The sequence below is a fragment of the Shewanella gelidimarina genome (assembly GCF_023283945.1).
GTDB lineage: Bacteria > Pseudomonadota > Gammaproteobacteria > Enterobacterales > Shewanellaceae > Shewanella > Shewanella gelidimarina.
In genome coordinates this window covers 219,176-245,432 of record NZ_JAKIKW010000004.1, presented here as the reverse complement: position 1 = coordinate 245,432, position 26,257 = coordinate 219,176, and the positions used below count along the sequence as shown (strand labels likewise).

The following is a 26,257-nucleotide window of genomic DNA, read 5'->3' as shown; positions in this document are numbered from 1 at the left end:
TATAATTGTTCTAGCAGTCATTATGCCGCGATAGATTCATCGACATCAAGGCGAATAAGGTAATCAAACGCCCCTAATGACGCCGTAGCACCACTGCCCATCGCAATAATGATCTGCTTATAAGCGGAGTTTGTCACATCACCGGCGGCAAATACACCCGCAACAGAGGTTTCTCCTTTAGCATCAACAAGGATTTCGCCGCGCGCCGTCATGTCGATGGTTTCTTTAAGCCACTCAGAGTTAGGCACCAAACCGATTTGAACAAATATGCCATCCAGTTCGACATGATGAGTCTCTCCCGTCGCTCTATTGGTGTAGTTTAGGCCGTTCACTTTCTTTCCATCACCGGTCACTTCCGTTGTCATTGCTTGAGTGATGATTTTAATGTTGCCCATTGAGCTTGCTTTACGTTGCAATACATCATCGGCGCGCAGTGTGTTATCAAACTCAAGTACTGTTACGTGTTCTACAATATTGGCTAAATCAATCGCAGCTTCGATACCAGAGTTGCCACCACCAATAACCGCCACACGTTTACCTTTAAACAGTGGTCCATCACAATGTGGGCAATAAGCAACGCCGCTGCCACGATACTCTTTCTCGCCGGGCACGTTCATTTCACGCCAGCGGGCACCTGTTGCTAGCAGTATCGTTTTGCTGCGTAGCACCGCACCACTTTCAAGCGTTAGCTGAAATAGTTCACCGGACTTTAGGCTTAATGCGCGTTGGTTATCCATAATATCAACATCATATTCATGCACGTGAGCTTCAAGATTAGCCACCAGCTTTGGACCTTCAGTCGCTTTGACTGAGATAAAGTTTTCAATACCGACAGTTTCAGCGACTTGACCACCAAATTTATCAGCAACAATCCCCGTCCGTAGGCCTTTACGCGCAGCGTAAATGGCAGCCGATGCGCCAGCAGGTCCACCGCCAACGATTAGGACGTCGAATGGCTCTTTTTCATTAAGTTGCTCAGCTTTTCTACCCGCGGCATTAACATCCAGTTTATTGAGAATTTCAACGGTACTAATGGCCCCCATTGAGAACTGATCGCCATTTAAGTACACCGAAGGCACTGCCATAACATTGCGTTCGTTTACTTCGTCTTGGAATAACGAACCATCTATCATTACGTTAGTTATTTTAGGGTTAATCGCCGCCATCATATTCAACGCTTGCACCACTTCAGGACAAGTTTGGCAACTCAGCGACACGTAAGTCTCGAAGTGATACTCACCCGGTAACTGACGAATTTGCTCAATCACATCTTGCTCAAGTTTGATTGGGTGACCACCACTGTGTAACAAGGCTAATACTAGGGATGTAAATTCATGCCCCATTGGTAAGCCTGCGAAAGTAATTTGACTCGCGAGTTGCGGGTTAATGACTGACATAGAAGGAGTGCGTTTTCCGACCTTCTCCACGACTGATATCAACGGTGACAAGCTATCAATATCGGCGGCAAGCGATTTAAGCTCCTGCGCCTTAGCAGTGTCATCAATAGACACAACAAGCTCAACTGGGTGTTTGAGGTTCTGCAGGTAGGTATTCAGTTGATTCTTTACATTTGCATCTAACATGATGACTCCTAATTCTGAAAGCGTGACACATCGTCGAAATGCTCTGTTACTTGGACAGATAGATTTCGAACTAAAAATAAAAAGGTGATGTTGAAAATAAAAAGGTAATAGGTTTGATGTGCAAAAAAGAGGTCAGCGAAGGTTTCAGGGGAGCCAAAGCTGACCAATTTATCTAGATAACCAGCTTGAGTCTTGATAATGATAAACAAGCTGTTATCTGGATTTTAACGTTAATGCTGCGAGTTAGATTTTACCAACAAGGTCAATTGACGGTGCTAGTGTCGCTTCACCTGGCTGCCATGCTGCTGGACAAACTTCACCGTCGTGAGTTGCAACATACTGAGCAGCTTGGATTTTACGTACTAGTTCAACTGCACTACGACCAATACCTAGGTCATGTACTTCAGCAACTTTGATTTCACCTTCTGGGTTGATAACGAAAGTGCCACGAAGTGCTAAGCCGTCTTCTTCAATCATCACACCAAAATTACGTGTAATTGCGCCAGTTGGGTCACCAATCATTGGGTACTGGATTTTATTGATAGTGTCAGAACTTGAATGCCATGCTTTATGAGTGAAGTGTGTATCAGTCGACACTGAGTAAACTTCAACGCCCATACCTTGCAGCTTCTCGTAATGGTCAGCCATGTCGCCTAGTTCAGTTGGGCAAACAAAAGTGAAATCAGCAGGGTAGAAGAAAACAACTGACCACTTACCTAATAGGTCTTGCTCTGTCACTGAGTGAAAATCACCTTTATGGAAAGCAGTTGCAGAGAATGGCTTAATAGTTGAGTTGATAATTGATTGAGTCATGTAAAGCTCCGGTCTAATAATTTAAAAATAAATGGGATATTTCTATTTAATTCAACAAACTGAGATGAGTGATGATGAGTATCTGTAAGTCAGTTCGTTTTCGATGTGAGAATAATAGCGGAGTGGCGAAAATTAAGATAACGGATAAAATCTATTATCTTAATCTATTTTACCGAATAGGAGTGTAAGTGCTGAGCTCGAATGTAAAGGTCATCGATCTACGCTATTTTTGATAGCGTTCGATGCAGCCATGCATTAGGTGTTTTTATATGGCAATAGTCGCCGATGACGATAAGACGCGAGATGACGGGGCTTTGTCACTCAGCCCGGGGATGAACCTCAGCGAGATAAACGAGGAAGGTTTACCAATGATAGTTAAAGACATTAACTGCCACGTTAAGCCAGCGTTGAAATCAACCTTTAGTGAAGGACAGCGGTGACAATGGGTGCTATTACGTTCAAGCTAAAAGGGTCACCCGTTTGTAGTGATCACTTATTGGCTAACCGAAGCCAGCCACCAACGCTATATGCTGCACCTATATCGCGACATCCAAGCAATCGCGAACCAAAAGCTGTTAACTAAGCACGTATTGGGTTGTCAATTGAACGTCGAACCTCACTGGCGCTTCGGCCCCCCCTTAAAGAGACCTGTGGCTATGAATCGCTTACTCCCATAAATCAAAGCGGGTAAGCGAACGGGCCAATGGGAAATCCAATTGGTTCGATAATGCTTGTGCGTGATGCTTTAATGCGCTCGAGCTGATGTCACGTCTGGTTTTCCCTGCAATAACGACCCAGTTAGCACTGCCTGTAAGACAAGCTCTTACCTCAACAAAATACCGTTCTAGATAAGCCAATAATTCTCGATTCTTGCTATGTTCCTTCCAGCAATTCAACACTAGGTAACCATCGGCTTTTATCAACGCTGCACATTGGGCGATAAATGATTCTGATACCTGCGCCGCGTCGACCCCTTCAGCGCTATAAATATCAGTGAAAATGATATCAACCCGTTTGTGATCGCCAAGTGCTAAAAACTGCGTCGCATCTTGATTAATCACTTTCAGTTTTTTGCTTAACGGTAACTGAAAATAGCGCTTAGCTAGGTCAATCACATCAGCCCTAAGCTCAACAGCGGTCAGCTTAATCCCTGCATCAAAATGGCGTAACGCATGGATAAGTCCCCCACCACCGAGTCCGAGTACAATGGCACTTTTAGGTTGGCTATACAGCAATACTAATAACATGGCTTGCACGTAGGTATGTTGCGGAATATGTGGCGCAGCTTTAAGTAATTTACTTTGCTCGTCGTTTTCACCAAAGGCCAAAATTCTCGACTCTTTATCATCTAAAACAATAAGTGGGCCATACTCATCTTCGGTTTGGTGTAATACTTGGTAATCAGACATGCGCTCTCCATTAATAAGGCCGCTATTATGCGTGAAACTGAACGGCAATAGAATGCCCTGCCATAACCGTTATGTTCCACTGGCAGGCCACTAGCGCACAAGCAACAACAACCCAACATGAACATCACCAATTAATCACAACCTAACAAGTCATCGAGCATCGCCTCAATACCGTTATCCCCCCACTAAAACAGATAACACTCGCAACAATGATGATAAATGACAAACATTAAAACGTGACAAGGTTCTCATTTCATTTTTAACTAATACATACAATCTGCATCCCGCTTAAATCACTTGAATTTATAAATGAAAAATAAAATATCCGCGCTTGCATTAACTGCAATACTGACCAGCCAGCTTAGTGGATGCATGGGACAAATGGGCTTAAGTCAGATGGTCACCAAGGGTAACTTAAGCGCTGTTGATAACCGCTACGGTCGTGCGGGTCTATTTGTGTTAATGAGCCCTATATACGGTATTGCGGCGACTGCTGATCTATTTATTATTAATAGCGTGGAGTTCTGGACCGGCACTAACCCAGTAACCGGTCAGTCGCCAGCAGTTGTGGATATGCCAGTAGAAGCCATTTTTAAGGTCAATCAACATTTAGATAGCGATTTGACCAAAGCGCCCCTGCCTGAAATAAAGCTCACTAGCGCAGCACTGGAAGCCAAAGATGAAAACACCCTGTTGATGACCTTGTTATATGAAGATGGCAGCCAACAAGTGATGTCTGGGATCAAGCAAAATGAGCATGTCGACTTTTACTTGGATAATGCCTTTATTACCCGAATGAGCCTAGAAGAGCTAGCCGCTTACCAACAAAGCTAACCTCAGCGATGATTGCCCCAAAGACGTCGCAAATAAGAAGGGCAATCATTGATCGCCCTTTTTACGAGTAAAGCTGAACGTAGAAAACTATTTCAACGTACGCTGAAAAAATGCCACGGCTTTAAGGTACATCTGCAATGCAATCGCAGGATCATATCGCTCCCCTTCATCACGCATAAAGGCGTGCTGTGCATTGACCTCTATCCAACTAAAATTGCGCTCAGTCGCCTCAAGCTTAGCGTAAAGAAGCTTACGCCCTTCACTCGATACATGCGGATCTTGCTTACCAAAAACCATCACTAATTCTGCCGCAATATCTGCAGTACGCGATAGTGAGTCGTTACCTTTTTGGCTAGGTAATGTATTGGAATGTATATCGGTTGGATATAAGCAGAAAGCGCCAAGAATATCAGGGTTAAGCGCAGCGCGATAAGCTAAGTGTCCGCCAAGGCATACTCCCATACTACCAACCTGGCTGCTGCAAAAACTCAAGCTTCGAGCAAAATCAACTAGGGCTTCTGTGTCACTATCGTGCTGCTCTAACGGCTTAGCAAATTTATCGGCGTTGCCTTTATCTTTACCGGCTTCATCGTAGGCCAGCACAGTACCAATCGTGTTTAGTTCATGAAACACTTCTGGTACCAACACCACAAAACCATGTCCAGCGAGTATGGCTGCAGCACGTGCTATTGGCGCTGTTTGTTGAAATATTTCAGAGTAGAAGATAATCGTTGCAAACTGACCTTCGCAATCAGGGCGATATAGATAAGTGCGCATAGTGCCTGTAGCAGTCGAAATATCATGGGTTTCTTGAGTGATGACCATCGGCTTTATTCCTTAGATTCAGTCATAGAAGCTAATTTGCTAGGTGATAGCAAACTCTGTTCTATTATACCAATTGCATTTGAATTCCCGCTGAATGATCAAACTTTTAATGCAATTGGTATTATGTCTTTCTATTGGGCAATTTCAGCCTTTAGCCTAAAACAACTCACTATTTTTAGCCACAAAAAAGCAGAATCAACTTATGTGCTACTAACACAAAAGAGAATTCTGCTATTTGTTTAACGGACTCGCTATTAAAACAGTTCGTTAGGGCACTTCTCACCTGCTAATAATTGCTTAACATTGGTTAGCGTAGTGGCAGCAATGGCCCCTAGCGCTTCTTCCGTTAAGAAAGCCTGATGCCCTGTAAAGATAACATTGTGACAAGCCGATAAACGCCTAAACACATCATCTTGAATAATCTCGCTTGATTTATCTTCGAAGAACAACTCTTTTTCGTTCTCGTAGACATCAAGTCCTAATGAACCCAATTGACCCGTTTTAAGGGCTTCCATCGCATCTAGCGCGTTGAGTAGACCACCACGACTGGTGTTTATCACCATCACACCGGGCTTCATTTTAGCAAAACTTTTTTCACTCAATAAGTGATGGTTGTCTTCCATCAATGGGCAATGCAAGCTAATCACATCACAGATAGGGTACATCTCATCAAGCGTGACATACTCAACACCTAAGTCGATCACTGCCTGGCTCGGATAGGGGTCATGTGCAATCACCTTACAACCAAAACCCTGCAGGACTTTAATCGTCGCAAGACCTATTTTACCCGTACCAATCACACCAACTGTGCGACCATGCATATTAAAACCCACCAAGCCCTCTAGTGAGAAGTTAGCATCACGGGTACGTTGGTAAGCTTTATGAATTTTGCGATTCAAAGTCAGCATCAAGGCAACGGTATGCTCGGCGACTGATTCTGGCGAATAAGCAGGAACGTTGACCACTTTCATGCCTAAACGCTCTGCTGCTTCCAATCCGACATTGTTGAAACCTGCGCAACGCATCGCAATAATTTTAGTGCCACCTTTGGCCAGCTCCACCAAAACCTCTTCGCAAAGAGAATCATTAACAAAAGCACAGATTACTTCAAAGCCTGCGGCCAGCTTTACCGTTTGCATGCACAAGCGGTAATCAAAATATTCTATATCAGCACCAAATGCACTATTGGTGCGGTCAAAATGCTGCATATCATAATGCTTAGCGCTAAAAAAACCGATTTTCATTGCAGAACCTTATCCAAAATAAGTAGATAATATGGAGAGTAAGTTTATGTGATATTGGGAAGTTTGTCGCGCGAGCCCTTAAATGTGTTTTAAAAGGCTGATAAATAAAAGCGAGCTCCTGACAGCTCGCTTACCCGCTTAATCATGTTTAACTACAGGCAGAGGACTGCGCCAGTGTTAAACCTTTAGGATTGATGTAGCAATGAATTATTCGCTATCCGTAGAGATTTAAGCAAGTAGCAGTACGTTATCACTATACATAGGGCAGTATTGCTCGTTAGTTCACATTTATTATGTTCAATGTTACGCCTTAAACCTGATATCCAAGCCACTTAGAAATAGCGATAGCAATAAGATCGCCTTGCTGATTGATCGCGATAATCAAGCTGTGATCAATCTCAGCTTATCTTTAGGGCAATTACTGATAAGCTTTGCCTAAATAGAAAGGAGCACGCAATTTATTATGGCTAGAAAAGCACTCTCAGAGAAACAGTTTTTGGTCCAACGTTTTTCCAAAACCACATTACGTGCCATCCATATTTTAGGGGTCACGGGTGCGGGCGGTGGCATTTTGATGCACGTCCCCCAAGATCAATGGCTCGTTTACTGGATTATGGCCATGAGCACAGGGGCTGCAATGATGTTGTGGGAAATTGTTCGTGACTGGCGCTGGCTCATTCAATTAAAAGGTGTACTCACCGTCGTTAAACTAGGGCTGCTCTGCCTATTCATCCCTTTTGCCACCTATAAACCTGAACTGCTGATCACGGTTGTGTTATTGTCGGTTATTGTCTCTCACGGGCCCGCAAGCCTCAGACACTTTTCAATCGTACACGGACGCAGAATAGATGGAAAAAAAGAAGTTAAAGGCTAATGCCGCACCGTTAATTAGTCAGTTTACTGAACTAAAAGACTTTGTCGTCGCCAGTAGCCATGTGCTCGACTTAGCTTGTGGCACCGGTCGAAATGGCAACTGGTTTGCGCAGCAAGGTTGCCACGTCACCTATTTAGATCGCGATTTAAACAGGCTTCAGTTGAGTGATAACACTGCAAAAGTCGAGTTATTGCAATGGGATCTAGAGGCTGACGACGCACACACTCTGCCTGCTAACACTTATGATGTGATCGTGGTTTTTAACTACTTACACCGGCCACTCTTCTCACAGATAATGGATGCTATAAAGCCCGGTGGCCTCATTATCTACGAAACATTTACTAGCCAACAAGCCACCATCGGTAGACCACGCAATCCAAATTTCTTATTAGAAAACGGTGAATTGAAAGCTTTATTTGCTAACTGGCGCTGCCTACATTACTCTGAGGGTCTGCTTGGTGAATTAACCAACGCAAGTTATAAAGCGCAGATAATCGCGCAAAAACCTCTGTAGGCACTGCTAAAGGATTGATAGCAATTTATGTTTCCATACCCTGAACACTACCGCGTTGCTGCACCTCCGATAATTACCGGGGCCATGGTTGTATGGGCACTATTAAGTCGCTTAGTATTTGGTGATGCCAGTACCTATAGCCTTTACCCGCTATTAGCCCTATTTCCACTGGTCATATTATTGCACCTGATACTTATTTGGGATGCCAGAAGTATGGGCCGACTCGATCAATCTTTCTATGCACTCGTGCATTGTTCACTCGCCTTCGTGGTATGGACTTTTTGCATCATGCACGTCAACGGTCATGGGTTCTCTTAAACCATACTCCTTCGGCGTTAATCGGTACTGTTACATTAACGCCCCCTCAAGCACAGTCATACCCTACATATCTGCATATTCTGACCCCTTTATGATGTTTCAGGGTGAATCTGCTTGCATGAAGAACAACCAAAGAGGTATCTTTGCGGCGCATTTTTAAAAAGGTTCTATCATGACTGATTTCGTATACGCTCCGCCCACATCACCTTGGCTCGATATCTTGCACCAAGACCAAGATATTATGGTTGTTAACAAGCCTTCAGGCTTATTATCAGTGCCAGGTCGCGCGGCTGAACATCATGATAGTACTTATAGCCGTGTGTTAGCCCAATACCCAGATGCTAAGATCGTTCATAGACTTGATATGGCCACCTCTGGCGTCATTGTTGTTGCACTACTGCGCAGCGCAGAATCTGAATTAAAAAGACAATTTAGAGACAGAGAAACCGCAAAAACCTATTACGCGCGAGTCGCAGGTCATGTAAAAGCAGACTCTGGCAGCATTAATTTGCCGCTAATTTGTGACTGGCCTAATCGACCTAAACAAAAGGTTGATCATCAAATTGGCAAAGCATCACAAACTCATTATGAGGTTATTAGTCGTGCCAAGCGTTCTACACTGGTAAAGCTCACCCCCATCACCGGTCGCTCTCATCAGCTGCGAGTGCATATGATGGCGTTAGGTCATCCGATTTTGGGTGATAACTTCTACGCAGACCCTTTAGCAAAACGTTTAGCACCCCGCTTATTACTGCACGCCCAATCGCTAACCATTACTCACCCATACTCGAAAGAGCCAATGACATTTAGTTGTGAAACGCCTTTTATGTCGGCGGAAGCAGAACAGTAAATCCTTAGAGAAATACTTAAAAGACTAGATTATCAATATAAAAATACGTAAATTGTTTTAATTCACTTTAAAAAATATGCGTATTTATTATGGAAACCTCATTTCAAAGAGATTCACTCGACAACCAGATCCTTTCTGCACTGATGAAAGAAGCGCGAACCCCCTTTGCTGAGCTTGCCAAACGCTTTGGTGTGAGTGCTGGCACCATCCATGTTCGCGTCGAAAAGATGAAACAAGCTGGGATTATCACCGGAGCGCAAATTACGGTTAACCCTAAAGCACTTGGCTATGATGTCTGTTGTTTTATCGGCATTAATTTGAAAAGTGCGGGTGATTACCCTGCCGCGATTTCAAAGTTAAATGCGCTAGAAGAGGTGGTTGAAGCGTATTACACTACGGGGAATTACAGCGTGTTTGTCAAAGTGATGTGCCAATCTATCGATGCCCTGCAGCATGTACTCATTAATCGTATTCAATCGATTGATGAAATCCAATCTACCGAAACCCTCATAAGCCTACAAAACCCAATTGTTAGAGCGGTAAAGCCTTAAATTAAAAGTCGAATAATAAAAAAGGCTAACTCACGTTAGCCTTTTATTCAAATACCTTTAAATCTTATGACTTCAATTTACGTCGAATCCATACAACAGGTAGAAGCAATAGTCCTAACCAACCGAAAGAACCACCTTTATCAAGTTCTTCAGCCTTGGTAACCGATACAACTGTTGTCGCAGTGTCTGAATTACCATTTGAGTCTGATACCGTTAGCTCAAACGATAAAGTATCACCTTGGTTGCCAACTTGAGGCGCTTCAAACATGAAAGACTCAGCCGCTGTATCAAACAAGACTGGTACTCCGCCCGTTTGTAACCACTTATAAGTCAATTCATCATCATTACCATCATGTGATGCAGAACCACTCATATTAACGCTAATACCTTCTACAACCCAGCTAGGTGAATCAGCGACAGCGACAGGAGCCACTTCAGAAACGCCGAACTTAAATAGCTCGTCAACTTCATCACCGTCAAAGCTATTGGTTAACTTAAGTGCATAAGCAGAACCCGCTTTCGTCGGAATTAAGTCAAATCCAACTGACATGTTTTCGCCAGAAGCTGCCTTTTGAACAACAGTCCAAGAAATTGTATTTCCTTCTTGCTTACCATCGTTTGAAATATTAGCAACTTTATGGCCTGCTGACATCAATGCAGAGAATGTATACTCTTTATCTTCGTCACTGAAATTAGGTTCAACATCGAAGCTAACACGGCTTGCAACTCCTGCTGGCATTGCATCAGACAGATTAGCCATATGGGTAACATCATTCTTACGAGTAATGCTATATGGCAATTGAATCGCATTAGAACTAGCGCCTGACTCTAAAATCAAGATACCTGCAGAGTTCTTATCAGTATCCCAATCAAATGTTAAGCTAAACTCACCATCAGACTCTTCAACCGACACTGATACATCATCACTTAGCGACTCATCAGTTGCTAAAACAGAAGTGATACTGACGACTACGTCATCTGAACCACCTGGTGTAGATGCTTTATAGCCATCAACGACGATGTAGTAATCGCCAGCTGGGAGGTTAGTGAAAGCGACAGATTCATCTGAGTTTGGACCCGCACTGCTGCCAATTTTCGTAAACGTAGCATCTAGAATACGAAGATCAACATCAGGCGCTGTCTCAGAAGAAGTTGAGAAGATAACGTTAGCTAAATCAGGAAGAGCTAGCCCAACATAATCAAGTCCATCTTCAGCAACATTCAATGTAGTAGGTGCGATCAAGTCAGTAGACTTATCATAAACACCCGCTTTAATGTTCGTTAGATCATTTGAAACAAAACCAGAATAAGTCATGCTTCCTTCTGTACGACCTGCTGTAATAGCTAGGCTTGTAGGAAGGTTATCACCATGTGATTTAACCGCTACTGGCAATTTCGCTTCAGGCATACCGTCTGCCATAAGCTTGATGTTGGCAAAGTTCCAGCCAGCACTTGCTGCAGATACGTCAGCCTTTACTGTTAGCTCTTGTGTTTCACCCGCTTTCAACTCGAAAGACGCAGGCATTACTGAAAGAACTAGGCCATCAGTGACACCCATTGTGCTTGCAGTCCAAGTACCATCTTTTGTTGCTTTAACAGTACGTGTCCAAGTACATTCGCCAACACACTTTGCATTTGCCATTGTGACTAAGTTAATTTCTGAAGGCTGACCACCTAGAGCAGGGTCCGCTTTTACATAACCAACATAGCTTTCGTCCATAACAAGACCAGCTTTGGCTGCAGCTTCTAAATCTGCATAACCCGCACCCATATCAAAGAAGTCTGATGGCGTAACACCATCATCTTTAAGTGTGTCTTGATTTGCAGTCATCATCAATGCAGATTGAACTTCAGCAGGCGTCCACTCAGGGTGAACACTTGCTAATAGCGTCAATGCACCCGCAATATGTGGGCTCGCCATTGACGTGCCGCTTAGAAAACCATAATCGCTTGGATCTGGGTTTTGCTTAAATGCGTCAGACTGGTTATTTGCATAAGCAGCAAAAATACTCACACCTGGTGCGGCAATTGAAGGAGCAATCACGTTTGGAACAGATTTGTTTGGACCACGAGAAGTAAAGCTAGCAGCGATACGTGCAAGCTTTTCATCATGTATCACTTCAGTACCTGTAATAGTACCAGTATGCTCAGCGCCACTTGCCATCCATGCTTTTAGCTCATCGCCTTTGTTAGCATCGATATGGATTGCAGGAAGTACATGTGCATCAGCAACAACACTCGCTGCACCACCTTGAAGGTTCGCTAGCACTAACGCGTCAGCACCACCAGCAAGGACGTTACGCCCTTTATCTACACGAGCAATTGCACCGCGATCACAAACAACAATTGAATTGTCAGCAAAAGTATCAGCTGGGAACGGCTCTAAACACTGAGCTGGATCGCCATCTGGGTCATTGCTATTTTCAAAATTGCCAGCGTAAACAAGAGCACCAGTGAATGCACCTGTCATAGACTTACCAGTTAGCTCGCCAGGTGCAGCTGTATCACCACCCGTAAACGCACCAATATTTTTATCAGAGTAGTCACGATCATGAGTATAAGCAGCAACTGTCGTTAACCAAGGAGCATCACCTGGTGAACCCACTGTTTCTGGACCAGGACCTGAGTTACCAGCAGAAGTGGCAACATGGATACCTGCTTTACGAGCTGAAAGGAATGCTAGTGCATCTGCATCGTTCCATGGATTACTTGAACCACCACCAATTGAATAGTTTAGCGCGTCAACACCATTTTCAATTGCGTGCTCCACTGCAAGTACTGTTAGCGATGGTAAACAACCTGCAAAACCAACATCATCATCTTCACCAGGCAAACATACTTGGTAAGAAACGATATTCGCATGCGGTGCAACACCAGACATTGAAGCAAATACGACACCAGTATTACCGCCATCAACGTCAGGGACATTGGTGCCTACAAGTACGTTACCCGCTGTAGTACCAGCAGTATGAGAGCCATGACCATTATGATCTTCACCGTTAGCCGGGACATCAATATCATAGTCTAAATAGCCATCAGTAACTGCTGGCCAGCTATGAACACCAATCAGCTTATCATTACAAAGCTCCGCGAAATCACCAGCACAATCGCCAGAGTAAACGCCTGGTCCCCATGGGTTTGAGTGATCATATTTATCGCCACCAACATCGGCAAATGAAGGATGGTCAGTGTTGATACCGGTATCAATGATACCAACGATCATTCCTTCGCCTTTACTTTCAGTACCTGTAGCCTCTCCGCTCCAGATTGCTGGGGCCTTGATAATCGCAGGACCAGAGTCAGTCATTGGCTTACGTAGAATTTCGCGCTGGATATTAGCAATTCCCGCAACATTAGCTAACTTAGCAGCTTGAGCTTGAGTCATTTCAACAACTAAGCCGTTGTACGCTAATGTAGTTCTTTGCTTTACATTTAGCTCACCTAGTGCAGCAGTGGCTTTCTGGATCACGCTGTCTTGACGTGAATTCAGGAACGAACGGTAAGATTTTACATTAGCACTCGTAACATCTAACTTTCTATTTTTACCTTGTACTTTATCAACTGATGTCGCTTTATATCCCGCAATACCGCCTTGATAAAGCGCTACTGGATTTTCGATCAAACGCACAAAGTATCGATATGCACCTGAGCCTAAGTTAGCTTCTGGTGTAAAAATAGCGTTATTTCGAACAATTTGATTTTCAGCGTATGACTTTGAATCTACGTTCTTAATTTGAACTCTAGCTTCTGCTGATTTTGAAAGAGTAATATTGTAGTCAGACGGCGCACTGATCGCACTAGCTGACATGGTGATTAACGCAGTAGATACTGCAATTGCGATTTTGGTTTTCACTTGTCAATTCCTTAATACTTAGAAGTATTTTTTGTTATATCCTGCTTTGTTATGGTCCCCACTCTCCAACAAGAGGAAAGTTAACGCCAAATAACTTTCTACAGCATATTTGACTGAGGGGGTGAGCATTATTAACATAATAAAAACAAAGCGGCAAACATTTAATCAACAAGCGTTACAAGCAGAAACACAAACAAACCAAACCGTAAACATTACATTACTTATAACTAACCTTTTAATACTAGTTCCGTATAAATAACGAACTATTTAGCGAAGGTAATAGCTAGGTTTAGGCCGTAAACAAAAAAATATCAGATTTATTTTCATAAAAACCTGTGTTTTAATTTAACTCAAACACATTGGTCATCAGCTTGTATAATTCAGTCCCTTGATAGACTGAAGCAGAAGCAAAATGGAGGATTGGCACACAATCTTGTTCGAGGTATAGCGGGGTTAACGCCTCCTCAGTACCATAACAATCAAGCCTTAATATATTGGCCAGAGGTTGATTAGCTTTTAACGGTTTTCCGGGTTGCGCTAAATACTCAACCATACCGCCTTTTGGTGAGTGGTATTTTTTGTAGTCTTTCAGTAAGCAGCCATAACGTGCCATTACCGCGGGAGCCACTTTATCAGCCATCACGCCTCGATGACTCAAATAGGCTAAAATTCCCAGCGCATCTTCTTGGGCGTCATCCATATCGATACGCTCTTGGCTCGCCAGTTCCAGCGTAAAAGCCGACACTGCTACATTCAATTCTCGCCCTTGTGTTGCGGCATACTCCACCAACTCCCACCATGGACAGAATGCGGCTTCATCCATCGCGCCACCAAAACTATTAGGCATAATTAAGCTATAAGGGATCGAGAAGAATTTAGCGGAGCTTTGTGCGTATTCAGGGCAATAGAGATGCTTACAGGACTTAGGCCCGGTATGCAGGTCAATCACTATGTCCGCTTGATGCGCCAACATTTGTAAGCTTATAGCCAATCTTTTGCCCGTTGTCACCCCCCAAGGGTTCGCCAAGTGAGCCTGGCAAGACACTATAAGCTGTTGCCTAAAGGCTTGGTTGAGCAATTCGTCACTTAAATGGCAATGCTCCGAGTACCAATTGGGGATATCTATCTGGTGATCTAAATATTCTCTGTTCCAATTAACACCGGTGATAGGATCAAAACGACCTAGCGTAAATTCACCACTCTTTTGATTGATGCCTAATGGATTTGCCAGCGGCAGTAATGTGATCTCCCCTCGAACATCCATTACTTCCAACTGTTTCATCAGCTGGAATATCACTGCGTTGCCTTGCACTTCTGCGCCATGAACATTCGCTTGCACAAACACCTTTGGCGCAGATGGATCTTTTGCGGCCAGATGATACACAGGCACTCTCAATTCTTGCCCCGTCGCCAGCTCGCCAACGATTAAGCTAGATTGGGTAAATTGCATCATGTGTACTCTATTCCTTGGGTAAACACTGATTAAGATTCAAACAGGTTTTCATGTAAAGCACGAATAACATCTGCAGCTTCTGCCTCTTCAACCAGTACACACAGGTTATGAGGACTCGCGCCTTGGCAGATCATTCGAACGTTATGCGGCTCTAATACTTCAAATACCCGGCGACATACCCCCGCCGTTGAAGCAATTCTATTACCAATCACAGCCACTAATGCCAAACCGTCTTCTACCCGCACGCGGCAGTGCTGAGAGAGCTCTTGCAGTAAAGCTTCACTTAACAGACCATGACCACTCGAGTCAGAACCGGTTTTATCGAGTGTTAACGCCACATTGACTTCAGAGGTGGTGATGAGATCGACACTGATTTTATGCCGTGCCAACGTTGCAAACGTCTCCGCTAAAAAGCCTTGTGCATGTAGCATTTGCAAGCTGTGCAAATTCAATAATGTTTGATCTCTTCTTACGGCGACGGCGCGATAAACGGGCTCGTCAGACACCTGATGACGGATCCAAGTACCTCCTTGCTCTGGTGCCCAGCTAGATCCTACAAAGACTTGAATTTTTTGGCGTACTGCGGGCAAAATAGTGGCAGGATGCAGCACTTTGGCACCAAATGTGGCCATCTCAGCCGCTTCATTAAAACTTATCTCAGGTATAGGCTTGGCATTCGGAGCCAGTCTTGGATCTGTAGTATAGATCCCAGCAACATCAGTCCAAATCTCAACCGCGGTAGCACGCAGTGCTTCTGCAAGTAGAGCTGCGGAATAATCACTGCCGCCCCGGCCTAACGTCGTTGTAGCCCCTTTGGCATCTGCACCGATAAACCCTTGAGTCACGATCACTTGCGATGCTAATAAAGGGATTAAATACAGCTCTGCAAGCTCAGATATTGCCTCTATTTGTGGTTCGGCACGGCCATGGTGGCTGTCGGTACGCATCACTTGTCTTACATCAAATGCTGAGGCTGAGGCGCCCTTTTCTCGTAATACTGCAGCAAAAAAAATCGATGAACACATTTCGCCTTGAGACAATAGCTCATCAACAACAGCCTTGTGGCGAGTTAACACTAAACGTTCAGCTAGATCTGCAATATGACTGAGTACCGCATCAATTTTGGCAGCAACATCACTTGGGTTACCTAATCTGTCGAGGATTTGATATTGAATCGAAGCGATCTGCTTAATTAATTGCTTACGATATTCATCCGTTGTTGTAGCTTGGGTTAGCGCAACGAGTTTATTGGTCACCCCACTAGAAGCGCTCACCACCACAACTTTAGTCGCGGTGTTATTGATGATGATATCCGCACAGCGGTGCATAGCATCATAGTCAGCAACAGAGGTACCACCAAACTTAGCAACGGTTAAAGTATGAATTACGGACATAAAGATGCCTCCACATTGAGTGGACACGGCGTCGATTGGATATCGTTAAAAACGAATATAGATACTGATATAGAAACAGATATAAAAACTGAGAGAAAAACTAACATGAATAAGCTCCGAACTAACTTCGTTCGAAGAGCCTGGTGCTAAGATATGCACCCCAGAGATGGGGAAACAGCGATCGTCACCAGAAGCTCTCCACCATAATATAGGTGACAATCGTCAGGATTCAGCCTGAACGACCAATACATAAGACAGTGCCAAAACATCTTTAGTATCTCGGCGTTAATCTCCATCATGAATGGTCAATGGGGTTTGGTCCCCTCTCATTCACTACCTAGTTAACGCTCCTCTTCTGTACTCAATTTGTATACAAACTAAGAGAGTAAAAAGTATATAAATAACACGTTCAAGTCAAACGAAATTTATACAACTTAAGAATTACACCCGGTCTGGCAATTCATGAACCACATTGACCCGCGGCGAGAAAGCGCCGAGCGGCGTTTCCTGCGCTGACAATAAGCATGGGACCAATTGCAACTTATCATCTTCTACGTAATAGATAGCGTTTTGGTTGAACTTACGCCCTAATTCGATTGCTGACGCTTTATCGGTCGACACCGCCCAGCTCTTTTCCATGTGTTTACGATCTTGTGATGCCCCCACAATCGCTCGATAGGGTTGACGTAACATGAGGATATCTTGCTGCAGTTTTCGATCTAGCAGTCGATTTTGACAAGGAGTAAGCGCCTTTCCTCTTGGATTGTGTGCAGTGATGATTGCAAATGATATTTTAGAGGACAATCCTTGCGTGATCAGGAATTGCGTTTCTTGATAATAGCGCCAAAGGCATTCGACTGACTGATCCATTGCTAACAAACTCTCCACTTGAGGTGATTTTATTATAGCTAAATAGTTAGGACTCGCTAGGCATGTGATATAGCTCACAGTAAATAAAAATTTACATTGCATAAATATCAGCCACTTAGGTGCATTATAGTGATCTAAGTCATGCCTTGGCGTAAATTTGTTAACATTTCATTTGTTAACAAATGCCTAAAACGAGTACAATGGGTCTTGTTGATTGACTCGCACTGCATACATGTAATGACACACTTTGTTACATATATCTGAAACAGATAGAAGAGTAATCCACACAGCTGTATCAAATGTGATCTATGTTTGATTTAACATTTAAACTTCAAAAAAAAGCAATAGTTAAGGAACTTCTTGTACTTATTGTTTATCGAAGAGAATACAGTTCACGTTTTCCATATGTGAGATACCCATACTTTACTTATCATGAAGTGTGTTGCCGTTTCAGAATATATTTTGAAAACACCGACGTGTATCAGTGAAATATCAGCATAACTAGATGGAGTATAAAAGTACTTATACTCATGGTTAGAATAGAATTGACAGAAATTAGGTAATTAATATGCAAAACCCGCACATTCTGATTGTTGAAGATGAAGCCGTTACCAGAAACACACTTAGAAGTATTTTTGAAGCAGAAGGATATGTGGTATCTGAAGCCAATGACGGCGCTGAAATGCATAAAGCTATGCAAGACAATAAAATTAACTTGGTCGTGATGGATATTAATCTACCAGGTAAAAACGGACTTTTATTAGCCCGTGAGCTTCGTGAAATAAATAACATTGGCCTGATCTTCCTAACAGGCCGTGATAACGAAGTAGACAAGATCCTTGGACTTGAAATCGGTGCAGATGATTACATCACTAAACCATTCAATCCTCGTGAATTGACTATTCGTGCTCGCAACTTACTAACACGTGTAAATAGCACTGGTGTTGAGTCTGAAGAGAAAAGCGCTGTTGAGTTCTACCGTTTCAACGCTTGGAGCTTAGAAATAAACAGTCGTTCTCTAGTCAGCCCACAGGGTGAGTCATACAAGCTGCCACGTAGTGAGTTCCGCGCTATGCTGCACTTTGTAGAGAACCCAGGCAAGATCCTTAGCCGCGCTGACTTGCTAATGAAGATGACAGGTCGTGAGCTTAAGCCACATGACCGTACTGTAGACGTAACGATTCGTCGCATCCGTAAGCATTTTGAAAGCTTGCCTGATACGCCAGAAATCATCGCTACGATCCACGGTGAAGGTTACCGTTTTTGTGGTAACTTAGAAGACTAATTCGATAATCGAATAAAATAAAAGCCAGTCATTTGACTGGCTTTTTTGTTTCTACATTTTGTGTTTTAAAATAGCAAAACTTATGGCGTAAAAATCAATATAATGCTTAATTAAACCTTAAGTGTATTCAACACCAAGTTAAGCATTGGTAGCAGATAAACACCATTTGTCAAATACGCTAACCATTACCCTATATATATTTAGGAGTATGGTTCCGCTCTGCCTTTGGCTTTTTTAGAATAAATAGTCTTATTATTAACGATGTTTAATCTTTAGTTAATAAAATATAGGCAAAGAGTCATAAAAGACCTCCATGCCTATTTTGAACTTAGCGATAATACTATTTCAATTCACGCTCTAAGAAGTCAGCTAAAGAACGATATAAGTGCACTCTAACCTTCTCGCCGCGCATAGAGTGTTTTGAACCAGGGTAATCAATCATCTGGAATAGCTTACCTTCATCTTGTAGGGCTTTATAAACTCGAGTGCTATTTTCAAATAGTACATTGTCATCTGCCATACCGTGGTACATCAGCAATCCAGACTCGTAGCCTTTCACATACGGCAATACACTGCTCGCCTCATACCCTTTAGCATTCGTCTCTGGGTGGCTAAGATAACGCTCGGTGTAATGCGTATCGTACAGTGACCAATCAGACACTGGCGCACCAGAGATAGCCGCTTTAAAGTAGTCTGGCGCTTTAAACAAGCTCATTAATGCCATATAACCGCCGTAGCTATGCCCGTAGATCGCAATATTATCGCCATCGACAAAAGGCAGGCTGCGTAGATAATCGACCCCAACCTTTTGGTCGTTGACTTCAGCCTCACCCAACTGCTTGTAGATTACATACTCAAACTGAGTGCCACGATGGGCTGAGCCACGGTTATCCAGTTGATAAACGATAAAGCCTTGCTGCAGTAGATGCTGAGTAAAATAGTCCTGATGGCTCCAACTATTTGTGACGAGTTGAGCATGTGGGCCACCGTATACACGTACCACGACAGGGTATTTCTTACTGGCATCGAAGTTTGTTGGCTTGAATAGTCGATATTGCAATGCTTGGCCATCTTCAGCGGTTAACTCACCAAACTCAGGCACTTGCCATAAACCAAAGTAGTCATACAGCGGATGTCCTGGCTTGACTTCGTTTTGCTCTACCCAAGCAAGGCGCTGACCAGAGTCGTCATGTAAGCTCACCTGTGGTGGTTGCGATAAGCTGCTGAAATAGTCCAAATAAACGGGTTGATTATCAGCAAACACTGTTGAGTGCATACCAGAGCGAGTACTAATGGGCTCGACCTTACCACCGGCAATAGCCACTCGATATAACTGCTTCTCAGTGACTTTAGTTTGGCGACCGGTAAAATAAACTTGGCCCGCATCTTCGTCAATAAACTCAACCTCATCAACTGCCCAATCACCCTTGGTTAGCTGACGAACAACCTTGCCATCAAGCCCAATCAAGTAAAGATGGTTAAATCCATCACGCTCAGATGCCCAAATAAAGGTTTTTTGTTGCTTTAGAAAGTGCAAATCATCATTGAGGTTAACCCAAGCTTGGCTGCGTTCTTGCACCAGGTTTTTATTGCGCTTGATATCATCAATATTCACCACTCTAAGATCGAGCGATTGTTGATCCCGGCTTTGCCATTGATACGACAACTGCTTGCTATCAGGTAACCACTTAACCCGCGGAAGGTAGATATCAGTGTCTTTGCCTAAATCGACCCAAGCCACCTTTTTGTCGTTAAGCGACACTACACCAAGTTCGATTTTAACGTTGTTTTTACCGGCATAAGGGTAACGCTGCTCAGTCAGTTTAATGCCATCGGCATAAATTTCATTGCGCGTCACTAGCTCGACATCTGACTCATCAATGCGGGTATAAGCAATTGCCGATTCATCAGGCGACCACCAATAGCCTGTCATACGTCCCATCTCTTCTTGAGCGACAAACTCGGCCATAGCGTTTTTAATCGCACCACCGCCATCGGTTGTTAGCGCAGTCACCGTCTCGGTTTTTAGATCAAGCACATACAAGTTTTGCTCTCGCACAAAAGAGACAAAATGGCCCTTAGGTGACAACCTCGCATCGGTTGCAAAGCCTTCACCTGTGTTCAACAGTTTTACTTGATTGGTGTTAACAGAGAAATAATACAGCAGGCCTGATGCTGGAATAAGGATAGCTTGGCTATCATCGGCCCAGAAGTACTCCATGATCCCTTGCCCATAGATGCGTTGGCGCTCTCGGCGTGCCTTTTCTTCATCCGACAACTCTCCCGCCACCAGTTTGTCAGCATCAAGCAGTAAGCTTTGCTTACCACTCGCCACATCCATCTGCCAAAGATCGTAAAGATGTTGGTCTTCTTTGCGGCCCGCCAAATACGTTACCCGCTTGCCGTCAGGCGATAACTTAAGACCACGAGGGCTGCTCCCAGCAAGTGCCGGAGAGGCATACATACGTTCGATAGTGAGCGGCGCTTCGCCACCCGTTAATGCTGTAGATTGTGCAACTGCTGTCGATGCCATCACCATGGGAAGTGTAGAAAGCAGCAAGTTCATCCAATTTTTTTTCATTATTATTCCTTGGATAACGTGCGAAAGAAGCACGTCTTGACTGAAAATTCGACTACATTGTGCCTTAATAGCCACTAAAACAAAAACAGTGCAGACAATATCCACAAGCGTGTGGGCTTTACCGCTGAAAAAACTGCCGTTCTCAGGTATCATCGCCGACAATAATAACTTTATACCCGACCTCTAACTCAATTTAATGCTATTAAATTGTCATAGGAAACAACATGCAGACTCTGGCTGAAAACCTGACATCGCAAGCGATTTCTCCCGCTCTTGAAAAACTGATCCTGACCTTAGCTGAAACCTCAATCGAGATCAGCCATGCCGTTCGTCACGGTGCCTTAGCGGGCATTTTGGGCGCGACTGAACAAGAGAACGTTCAAGGTGAAACCCAAAAGAAACTGGATATCATTACCAATGATATGCTCAAAGATGCACTAAAGGCTGACGGTACAGTGCGTGGAATAGCATCTGAAGAGGAAGACTACGTTGTTGACGCCGATGCTAACGGCGAGTTTCTAGTCTGTTTTGACCCACTTGATGGTTCATCAAATATCGACATCAACTCATTAGTTGGAACCATATTCTCAGTACTACCCGCCCCCGCTGGTGAGTTTTCAGAAAAGAGCTTCTTGCAAGCAGGCCGCAACCAAGTTGCTGCCGGTTATGTACTGTACGGTCCATCAACCATGTTGGCGCTAACAACAGGTAAAGGGGTGCAGTTGTTTACCCTAAACCCTGACACTAACGAGTACCTATTAACTGATCCTGCAATGAACATCAGTAAAGATACTGCTGAGTTTGCGATTAATATGTCAAACCAGCGTTTCTGGGAAGCGCCAATGCAGACCTATATCAGTGACCTTTTATTAGGTACTATTGGTCCGCGTGAGAAAGCATTTAACATGCGCTGGATAGCAGCCATGGTCGGTGATGTGCATAGAGTATTATGTCGTGGCGGTATCTTCACTTACCCAACTGACAATAAGAACCCCGACAAGCCGTTTAAATTGCGCTTGATGTACGAAGCTAACCCAATGTCGTTCTTAGTTGAGCAAGCAGGCGGTAAAGCCTCTACAGGTTACGAGACCATTATGGATATCCAGCCAACAGCGATCCACCAGCGTGTTGCAGTGATCCTAGGTTCAGCTAACGAAGTTGATACTTGCCTTGAGTACCACACTCAAGATTACAGCGAAGAGCCAACGATCTAAGGTTCTAGGGGCTAGAAGCTAGGAAGAGCTAAGACGGCACAAGCTAAGACGGAACGGCCGGAAAATCTGAGACGGAAAAGATTAATGAAGGTTCTAGGTGCTAGCTGCTAAGAAGGGAAAAAACGGTACAAGCTAAGATGGAACGGCCGGAAAATCTGAGACGGAAAAGATTAATGAAGGTTCTAGGTGCTAGCTGCTAGGAAGGGCAAAGACGGTACAGGCTAAGACGGAACTGTCGGAAAATCTGAGACGGAAAAGATTAATGAAGGTTCTAGGCTTACGTATTAGCAGGTTCTAGCTTTTCTCTAAAAGAAAAGCGCAATTCTATGTATTAGGGTTGCGTTTTTTTATTGCTCATTAGTTAACAAGTATCAGGCTGCGCCTAACCAAAGTTTTAAAGTTAGACTTCGTCTAACAACTAAAGTCGTGAGCTTCCAGCTCACACTCGCGCAAGAGGGGAGCAACAGCAATCCCCTTTTGTCTATTTCTTTAATAAAGAATCCCTGCCGCCCGACGAAGTCGTTAACCCAATATTCACCTCTAACACATGTAACTTAATTTCGAGCGCTTAATGACTAACTCAGATGAAATCAAAAGCGGGAACAAGCTATTTCTAGCGAGCTAGAATTATGATTGTTCTTCAGTACTAACATCATATTGGGGTTTAAAGTAGTTTTTTGAAGCTGGAAATAGCAGAAAAAACAATGCAACTAATGGGATGAGGTATATCCACAATTTGGGGTAATGGTTAAATGCCTCCAGTATAGGAAGATCATAAAAATACTGGTCATATGCCTTCCATATCCAAAAGAGTGGTAGCCCACCAGTTCCAATTAAACCAATTCTGAAAGACTGAGCATCACGTCTCTTCAAAGCAGAAGCGACCCAGAAAAAGGCCATTCCAGCGATTAACTGAGAAACTGCTGTTGATGACCTAGATTCTACAACAAACATAGTCAAAGCACCCAGAGCAATAAAAACTCCTGAACTCAAGTAAAGTAATATTAAAGTAGCCTTGGCTGAAAAGGGCATGCACAAAATCCTTATGCTAAATACGTATCCAATAGCAGTACAGATAACGCTATGTACTGCCTAATTTATGCTCCGTAAACTATCATCACTAAGTAGTTGTTGTAAAATATAAAGATTTACTTTTTTGCCTACGCTTATAGCTCAATACTATTCAATATCCGGTTATTAAAACACTAAATGGCTCCAATGACCTCCGGTTAGGGCTTGTGCAGACGCTGCTGAGACTCGCCGCAGCTCTTTATAAAAGAGAGGGTCCATGTGGGCTCAACCAAAATATCTGACCTCCAGGAATGGAGGGAATGCCAAATTATGTCGGTAACATAATGTGCCTTGTTTCCGAAAGCCTCAGTCGCTTCTACACCGAGTTATAAAAGCACAATTATTCGGCTTTTGAGTTTTCAATTTAAGAATGCAGAGGTTACCGTCACTTTAAACTAACAGAAAACACCTATTCCCCATCGAAGTTGCCGAAGTACGTAGATGAAAATGCCGTGGAACCATCATGGATGATGGTTCAGGCTCGGGGGTACATGGATGTACCATCTGAGCCGTTAGGCGATTTTTATTGGAGTATGAGGCCTGTACTTAATGCATGTAACTTCGTCGGGGCGGCACGGTTGATCCAAGAGGGGATTGCTGTTGATCCCCTTTTGGCCGAGTGTGAGCTGGAAGCTCGCGACTTTTATTAAGCGCAGCTTGATATCTCTAGCCCTTTAAGCAACTGATTACAAAAGTTGCAGATACAAAAAAGCCCTCATCCATAAGATGAAGGCTTCATATTAAGAGTAACTAAAAGTTAGTTTTTCTTAGAGTAAATCGCTGCGTTCTCACCAGCCATTCTACCGAAGGTGACGATGTCAGAGATTGCGTTACCACCTAGGCGGTTAGCACCGTGAACACCACCAGTCACTTCACCAGCGCCGTATAGACCAGGGATAACTTGCTTCTTAGCGTCCATAATTTCAGACTTAGAATCAATCATCACGCCGCCCATAGTGTGGTGAACACCAGGAGTCACTTCAATTGCGTAGTAGTTACCTTCGTTCAATGCACGAGGTAGGTTTGGACGTGCAAAGTCAGTATCTTTACCACTAGTCACAAGAGTGTTGTAACGAGCGACAGTTTCAGTCAGTGCTTTTCCATCGATGCTCTCTAACTTGCCAAGCTTAACTAGCGAATCAGCACTTGGTACAACACCTAGACCGATATACTTATCAATCTTGCTTAGTGACTTACGGACTGAGTCATCAAAGATTAGGAACGCAGACTTACCAGTTTGGTTCAAGATAGCTGCTGAAGCCTTATCACGTGTAGTGATTTCGTTGACGAAGCGCTTACCTTCGCGGTTAACCAAGATTGCACCATTACCACGTACCGCTTCAGTTACCATCACACCACCTTTAACAGAAAGTGTTGGGTGAGCTTGGATGTACTGAAGGTCAACCGTAGCTGCACCTGCATTTTCCGCAACATCGATACCGTCACCAGTAGCACCTGGTTGGTTAGTTGAAATAAAGCCTTTTAACTTAGGATCAAGTTTTGCTACACGCTCGTTGTTCTTAGCGAAACCACCTGTTGCTAATACAACAGCATCTGCTTTGATCCAGTAGTAGCCTTTATACATGCCTTTAACGAGTAGGCCTTTAACATTGCCTTCATCGTCTTTTAGGATTTCAATACCGCGAGTGTTCATGCGCATATCAATATCGCGCTTAACAGCATTATCAAAAAGCACTTGAATAACGTGAGCACCTACACCAGCGCCACCCGTTGGACGGTGAGAACGGTTAACTGATGCGCCACCCATACGACCTACGTCATTTAAATCAGCACCCATGCCTGTTAACCAATCAACCGACGCTTTAGAGTGAGATGTTAGAACTTCAACTAGCGCTGGGTCGTTTAAGTCACGGCCGCCTTTCATGGTGTCTTTAACCATCAATTCAACGCTATCTTTAATACCTTTGGCTTTTTGCTGATCAGTCCAAGCGGCGTTCATGCCACCTGCGGCTAACTTAGCGTTACCACCAATGACTGGCTCTTTTTCAACAAGGATAACTTTAGCGCCGTTATCAACCGCAGAGACAGCAGCAGAGAAACCTGCGCCACCTGAACCAACAATCACAACATCAACTGTGTCACGAGGCGCTGCAGCAAGGGCCGCCTGACGTTCAGACTTGTCTTTCAACATTTCTTTAATGCTAGGTTCGTTACGTTCCCATTTCTTTGTGTACGGCATATCAAAATCGAAGCTATGGCAAGAATCACAGTAAACCATCGATTTTTCGTGAGCGCTGTGACAAGAGGTACAAGCCACTTCGCCAGGGAAATGAGAGTCATGGGCATTGTAGTGCTCATGTTTGGTTTCTTCAGCGACTTCTTCTAGCGTGCCGTGACAAGATACGCACTGAGCGTTCTCGAAAGTTAAGCTATCGTTTGATAGCTCACCATCTGGCATGTGGCAGCTATCACACTCTTGGTTTTCACCGTGGAATTCTGCCAAGTTGTCAGCGGCAATTGCGCTTGCCATGAAGCCTGTTGAGCCGAGAAGTGTGGCAATACACACTGCTTTCTTAAAGTTTTTCATCTCAAATCCTCACCTTTACCCAACTGCATCGCAGCGAACAAAAGTCATCACAATAATTTCGACAATCAAAAGTGTTGTCGTTAATTTTTAAATTCATCACTATATTGCGGCTAATACAGGCGTTGCTCAACTGAATCCCGTGATAACAACGCTAAACTGAACACTTGATCACA

At 43.8% G+C, this 26,257-nt stretch carries 21 protein-coding genes and 1 riboswitch; of the genes, 9 read left to right on the top strand and 12 right to left on the bottom strand.

What is annotated here, in order from left to right; all coding sequences use genetic code 11:
* Positions 1 to 20 precede the first annotated feature (20 nt).
* Together ahpF and ahpC are read right to left on the bottom strand one after the other, a co-directional pair.
* Entirely contained in the window at positions 21 to 1,583 is a 1,563-nt protein-coding gene (gene ahpF, locus L2729_RS05965; protein WP_248987431.1) for an alkyl hydroperoxide reductase subunit F, read from the bottom strand.
* A gap of 243 nt (positions 1,584 to 1,826) precedes the next feature.
* Positions 1,827 to 2,396 carry an alkyl hydroperoxide reductase subunit C gene (gene ahpC / locus L2729_RS05960; RefSeq protein WP_248987430.1) on the bottom strand — a complete coding sequence of 190 codons (570 nt, stop codon included), beginning with the start codon at positions 2,394 to 2,396 and terminating at the stop codon, positions 1,827 to 1,829.
* 269 nt (positions 2,397 to 2,665) lie between these two features.
* Here ahpC and L2729_RS05955 point away from each other — a divergent pair, with 269 nt between their 5' ends.
* On the top strand, positions 2,666 to 2,836 hold the full coding sequence (locus L2729_RS05955) for a hypothetical protein (protein WP_248987429.1): 171 nt from the start codon (positions 2,666 to 2,668) through the stop codon (positions 2,834 to 2,836).
* A gap of 225 nt (positions 2,837 to 3,061) precedes the next feature.
* On the opposite strand, the gene L2729_RS05950 is transcribed toward L2729_RS05955, so the two are convergent.
* Positions 3,062 to 3,805 (bottom strand): spermidine synthase, encoded by a 744-nt coding sequence (locus L2729_RS05950; RefSeq protein WP_248987428.1) that lies wholly within the window; start codon positions 3,803 to 3,805, stop codon positions 3,062 to 3,064.
* 309 nt (positions 3,806 to 4,114) lie between these two features.
* Between L2729_RS05950 and L2729_RS05945 the strand changes: the two genes are divergently transcribed.
* A complete protein-coding gene (locus tag L2729_RS05945; protein WP_248987427.1) occupies positions 4,115 to 4,639 on the top strand; it encodes a DUF3332 domain-containing protein in 525 nt (174 codons plus the stop codon).
* Positions 4,640 to 4,726: 87 nt separating this feature from the next.
* Here L2729_RS05945 and L2729_RS05940 read toward each other — a convergent pair whose 3' ends face one another.
* Positions 4,727 to 5,464 carry a dienelactone hydrolase family protein gene (locus tag L2729_RS05940; RefSeq protein ID WP_248987426.1) on the bottom strand — a complete coding sequence of 246 codons (738 nt, stop codon included), beginning with the start codon at positions 5,462 to 5,464 and terminating at the stop codon, positions 4,727 to 4,729.
* 254 nt (positions 5,465 to 5,718) lie between these two features.
* Entirely contained in the window at positions 5,719 to 6,708 is a 990-nt protein-coding gene (locus L2729_RS05935) for a 2-hydroxyacid dehydrogenase (RefSeq protein WP_102039307.1), read from the bottom strand.
* Positions 6,709 to 7,171: 463 nt separating this feature from the next.
* Between L2729_RS05935 and L2729_RS05930 the strand changes: the two genes are divergently transcribed.
* The 5 genes from L2729_RS05930 to asnC all read left to right on the top strand — a co-directional run bounded on the left by L2729_RS05930 (position 7,172) and on the right by asnC (position 9,815).
* Positions 7,172 to 7,582: a hypothetical protein gene (locus L2729_RS05930; protein WP_248987425.1), complete on the top strand. Its 411-nt coding sequence runs from the start codon at positions 7,172 to 7,174 to the stop codon at positions 7,580 to 7,582.
* A complete protein-coding gene (locus L2729_RS05925; protein WP_248987424.1) occupies positions 7,557 to 8,096 on the top strand; it encodes a class I SAM-dependent methyltransferase in 540 nt (179 codons plus the stop codon). The genes L2729_RS05930 and L2729_RS05925 overlap by 26 nt, the downstream gene beginning before the upstream one ends.
* Before the next feature lie 27 nt (positions 8,097 to 8,123).
* On the top strand, positions 8,124 to 8,414 hold the full coding sequence (locus L2729_RS05920; protein ID WP_101091592.1) for a hypothetical protein: 291 nt from the start codon (positions 8,124 to 8,126) through the stop codon (positions 8,412 to 8,414).
* 172 nt (positions 8,415 to 8,586) lie between these two features.
* A complete protein-coding gene (gene rluA, locus L2729_RS05915; RefSeq protein WP_248987423.1) occupies positions 8,587 to 9,264 on the top strand; it encodes a bifunctional tRNA pseudouridine(32) synthase/23S rRNA pseudouridine(746) synthase RluA in 678 nt (225 codons plus the stop codon).
* A gap of 89 nt (positions 9,265 to 9,353) precedes the next feature.
* Entirely contained in the window at positions 9,354 to 9,815 is a 462-nt protein-coding gene (gene asnC / locus L2729_RS05910; protein ID WP_101091594.1) for a transcriptional regulator AsnC, read from the top strand.
* A gap of 64 nt (positions 9,816 to 9,879) precedes the next feature.
* Here asnC and L2729_RS05905 read toward each other — a convergent pair whose 3' ends face one another.
* From L2729_RS05905 to L2729_RS05890, 4 genes are all read right to left on the bottom strand, one after another.
* Complete coding sequence (locus tag L2729_RS05905; RefSeq protein ID WP_248987422.1) at positions 9,880 to 13,668, bottom strand: S8 family serine peptidase; 3,789 nt, start codon at positions 13,666 to 13,668, stop codon at positions 9,880 to 9,882.
* 340 nt (positions 13,669 to 14,008) lie between these two features.
* Positions 14,009 to 15,118 carry a succinylglutamate desuccinylase/aspartoacylase family protein gene (locus tag L2729_RS05900; protein WP_248987465.1) on the bottom strand — a complete coding sequence of 370 codons (1,110 nt, stop codon included), beginning with the start codon at positions 15,116 to 15,118 and terminating at the stop codon, positions 14,009 to 14,011.
* A 32-nt stretch (positions 15,119 to 15,150) separates the two neighbouring features.
* Positions 15,151 to 16,515, bottom strand: a complete 1,365-nt coding sequence (gene lysC / locus L2729_RS05895; RefSeq protein WP_248987421.1) for a lysine-sensitive aspartokinase 3 — start codon at positions 16,513 to 16,515, stop codon at positions 15,151 to 15,153.
* A gap of 183 nt (positions 16,516 to 16,698) precedes the next feature.
* Positions 16,699 to 16,878, bottom strand: a riboswitch (Lysine riboswitch).
* 78 nt (positions 16,879 to 16,956) lie between these two features.
* Positions 16,957 to 17,385 (bottom strand): DUF3293 domain-containing protein, encoded by a 429-nt coding sequence (locus L2729_RS05890; protein ID WP_248987420.1) that lies wholly within the window; start codon positions 17,383 to 17,385, stop codon positions 16,957 to 16,959.
* 568 nt (positions 17,386 to 17,953) lie between these two features.
* On the opposite strand from L2729_RS05890, the gene arcA reads away from it, so the two are divergent.
* Positions 17,954 to 18,670 carry a two-component system response regulator ArcA gene (arcA, locus tag L2729_RS05885; protein ID WP_101091598.1) on the top strand — a complete coding sequence of 239 codons (717 nt, stop codon included), beginning with the start codon at positions 17,954 to 17,956 and terminating at the stop codon, positions 18,668 to 18,670.
* A gap of 340 nt (positions 18,671 to 19,010) precedes the next feature.
* Here arcA and L2729_RS05880 read toward each other — a convergent pair whose 3' ends face one another.
* A complete protein-coding gene (locus tag L2729_RS05880; RefSeq protein ID WP_248987419.1) occupies positions 19,011 to 21,251 on the bottom strand; it encodes a S9 family peptidase in 2,241 nt (746 codons plus the stop codon).
* Between the two features lie 224 nt (positions 21,252 to 21,475).
* On the opposite strand from L2729_RS05880, the gene L2729_RS05875 reads away from it, so the two are divergent.
* Positions 21,476 to 22,465 (top strand): class 1 fructose-bisphosphatase, encoded by a 990-nt coding sequence (locus tag L2729_RS05875; protein ID WP_248987418.1) that lies wholly within the window; start codon positions 21,476 to 21,478, stop codon positions 22,463 to 22,465.
* A gap of 627 nt (positions 22,466 to 23,092) precedes the next feature.
* Here the strand turns inward: L2729_RS05875 and L2729_RS05870 are convergent.
* Together L2729_RS05870 and L2729_RS05865 are read right to left on the bottom strand one after the other, a co-directional pair.
* Positions 23,093 to 23,497 (bottom strand): hypothetical protein, encoded by a 405-nt coding sequence (locus tag L2729_RS05870; protein ID WP_248987417.1) that lies wholly within the window; start codon positions 23,495 to 23,497, stop codon positions 23,093 to 23,095.
* A 796-nt stretch (positions 23,498 to 24,293) separates the two neighbouring features.
* A complete protein-coding gene (locus L2729_RS05865; protein ID WP_283104147.1) occupies positions 24,294 to 26,084 on the bottom strand; it encodes a flavocytochrome c in 1,791 nt (596 codons plus the stop codon).
* Positions 26,085 to 26,257: the final 173 nt, after the last annotated feature.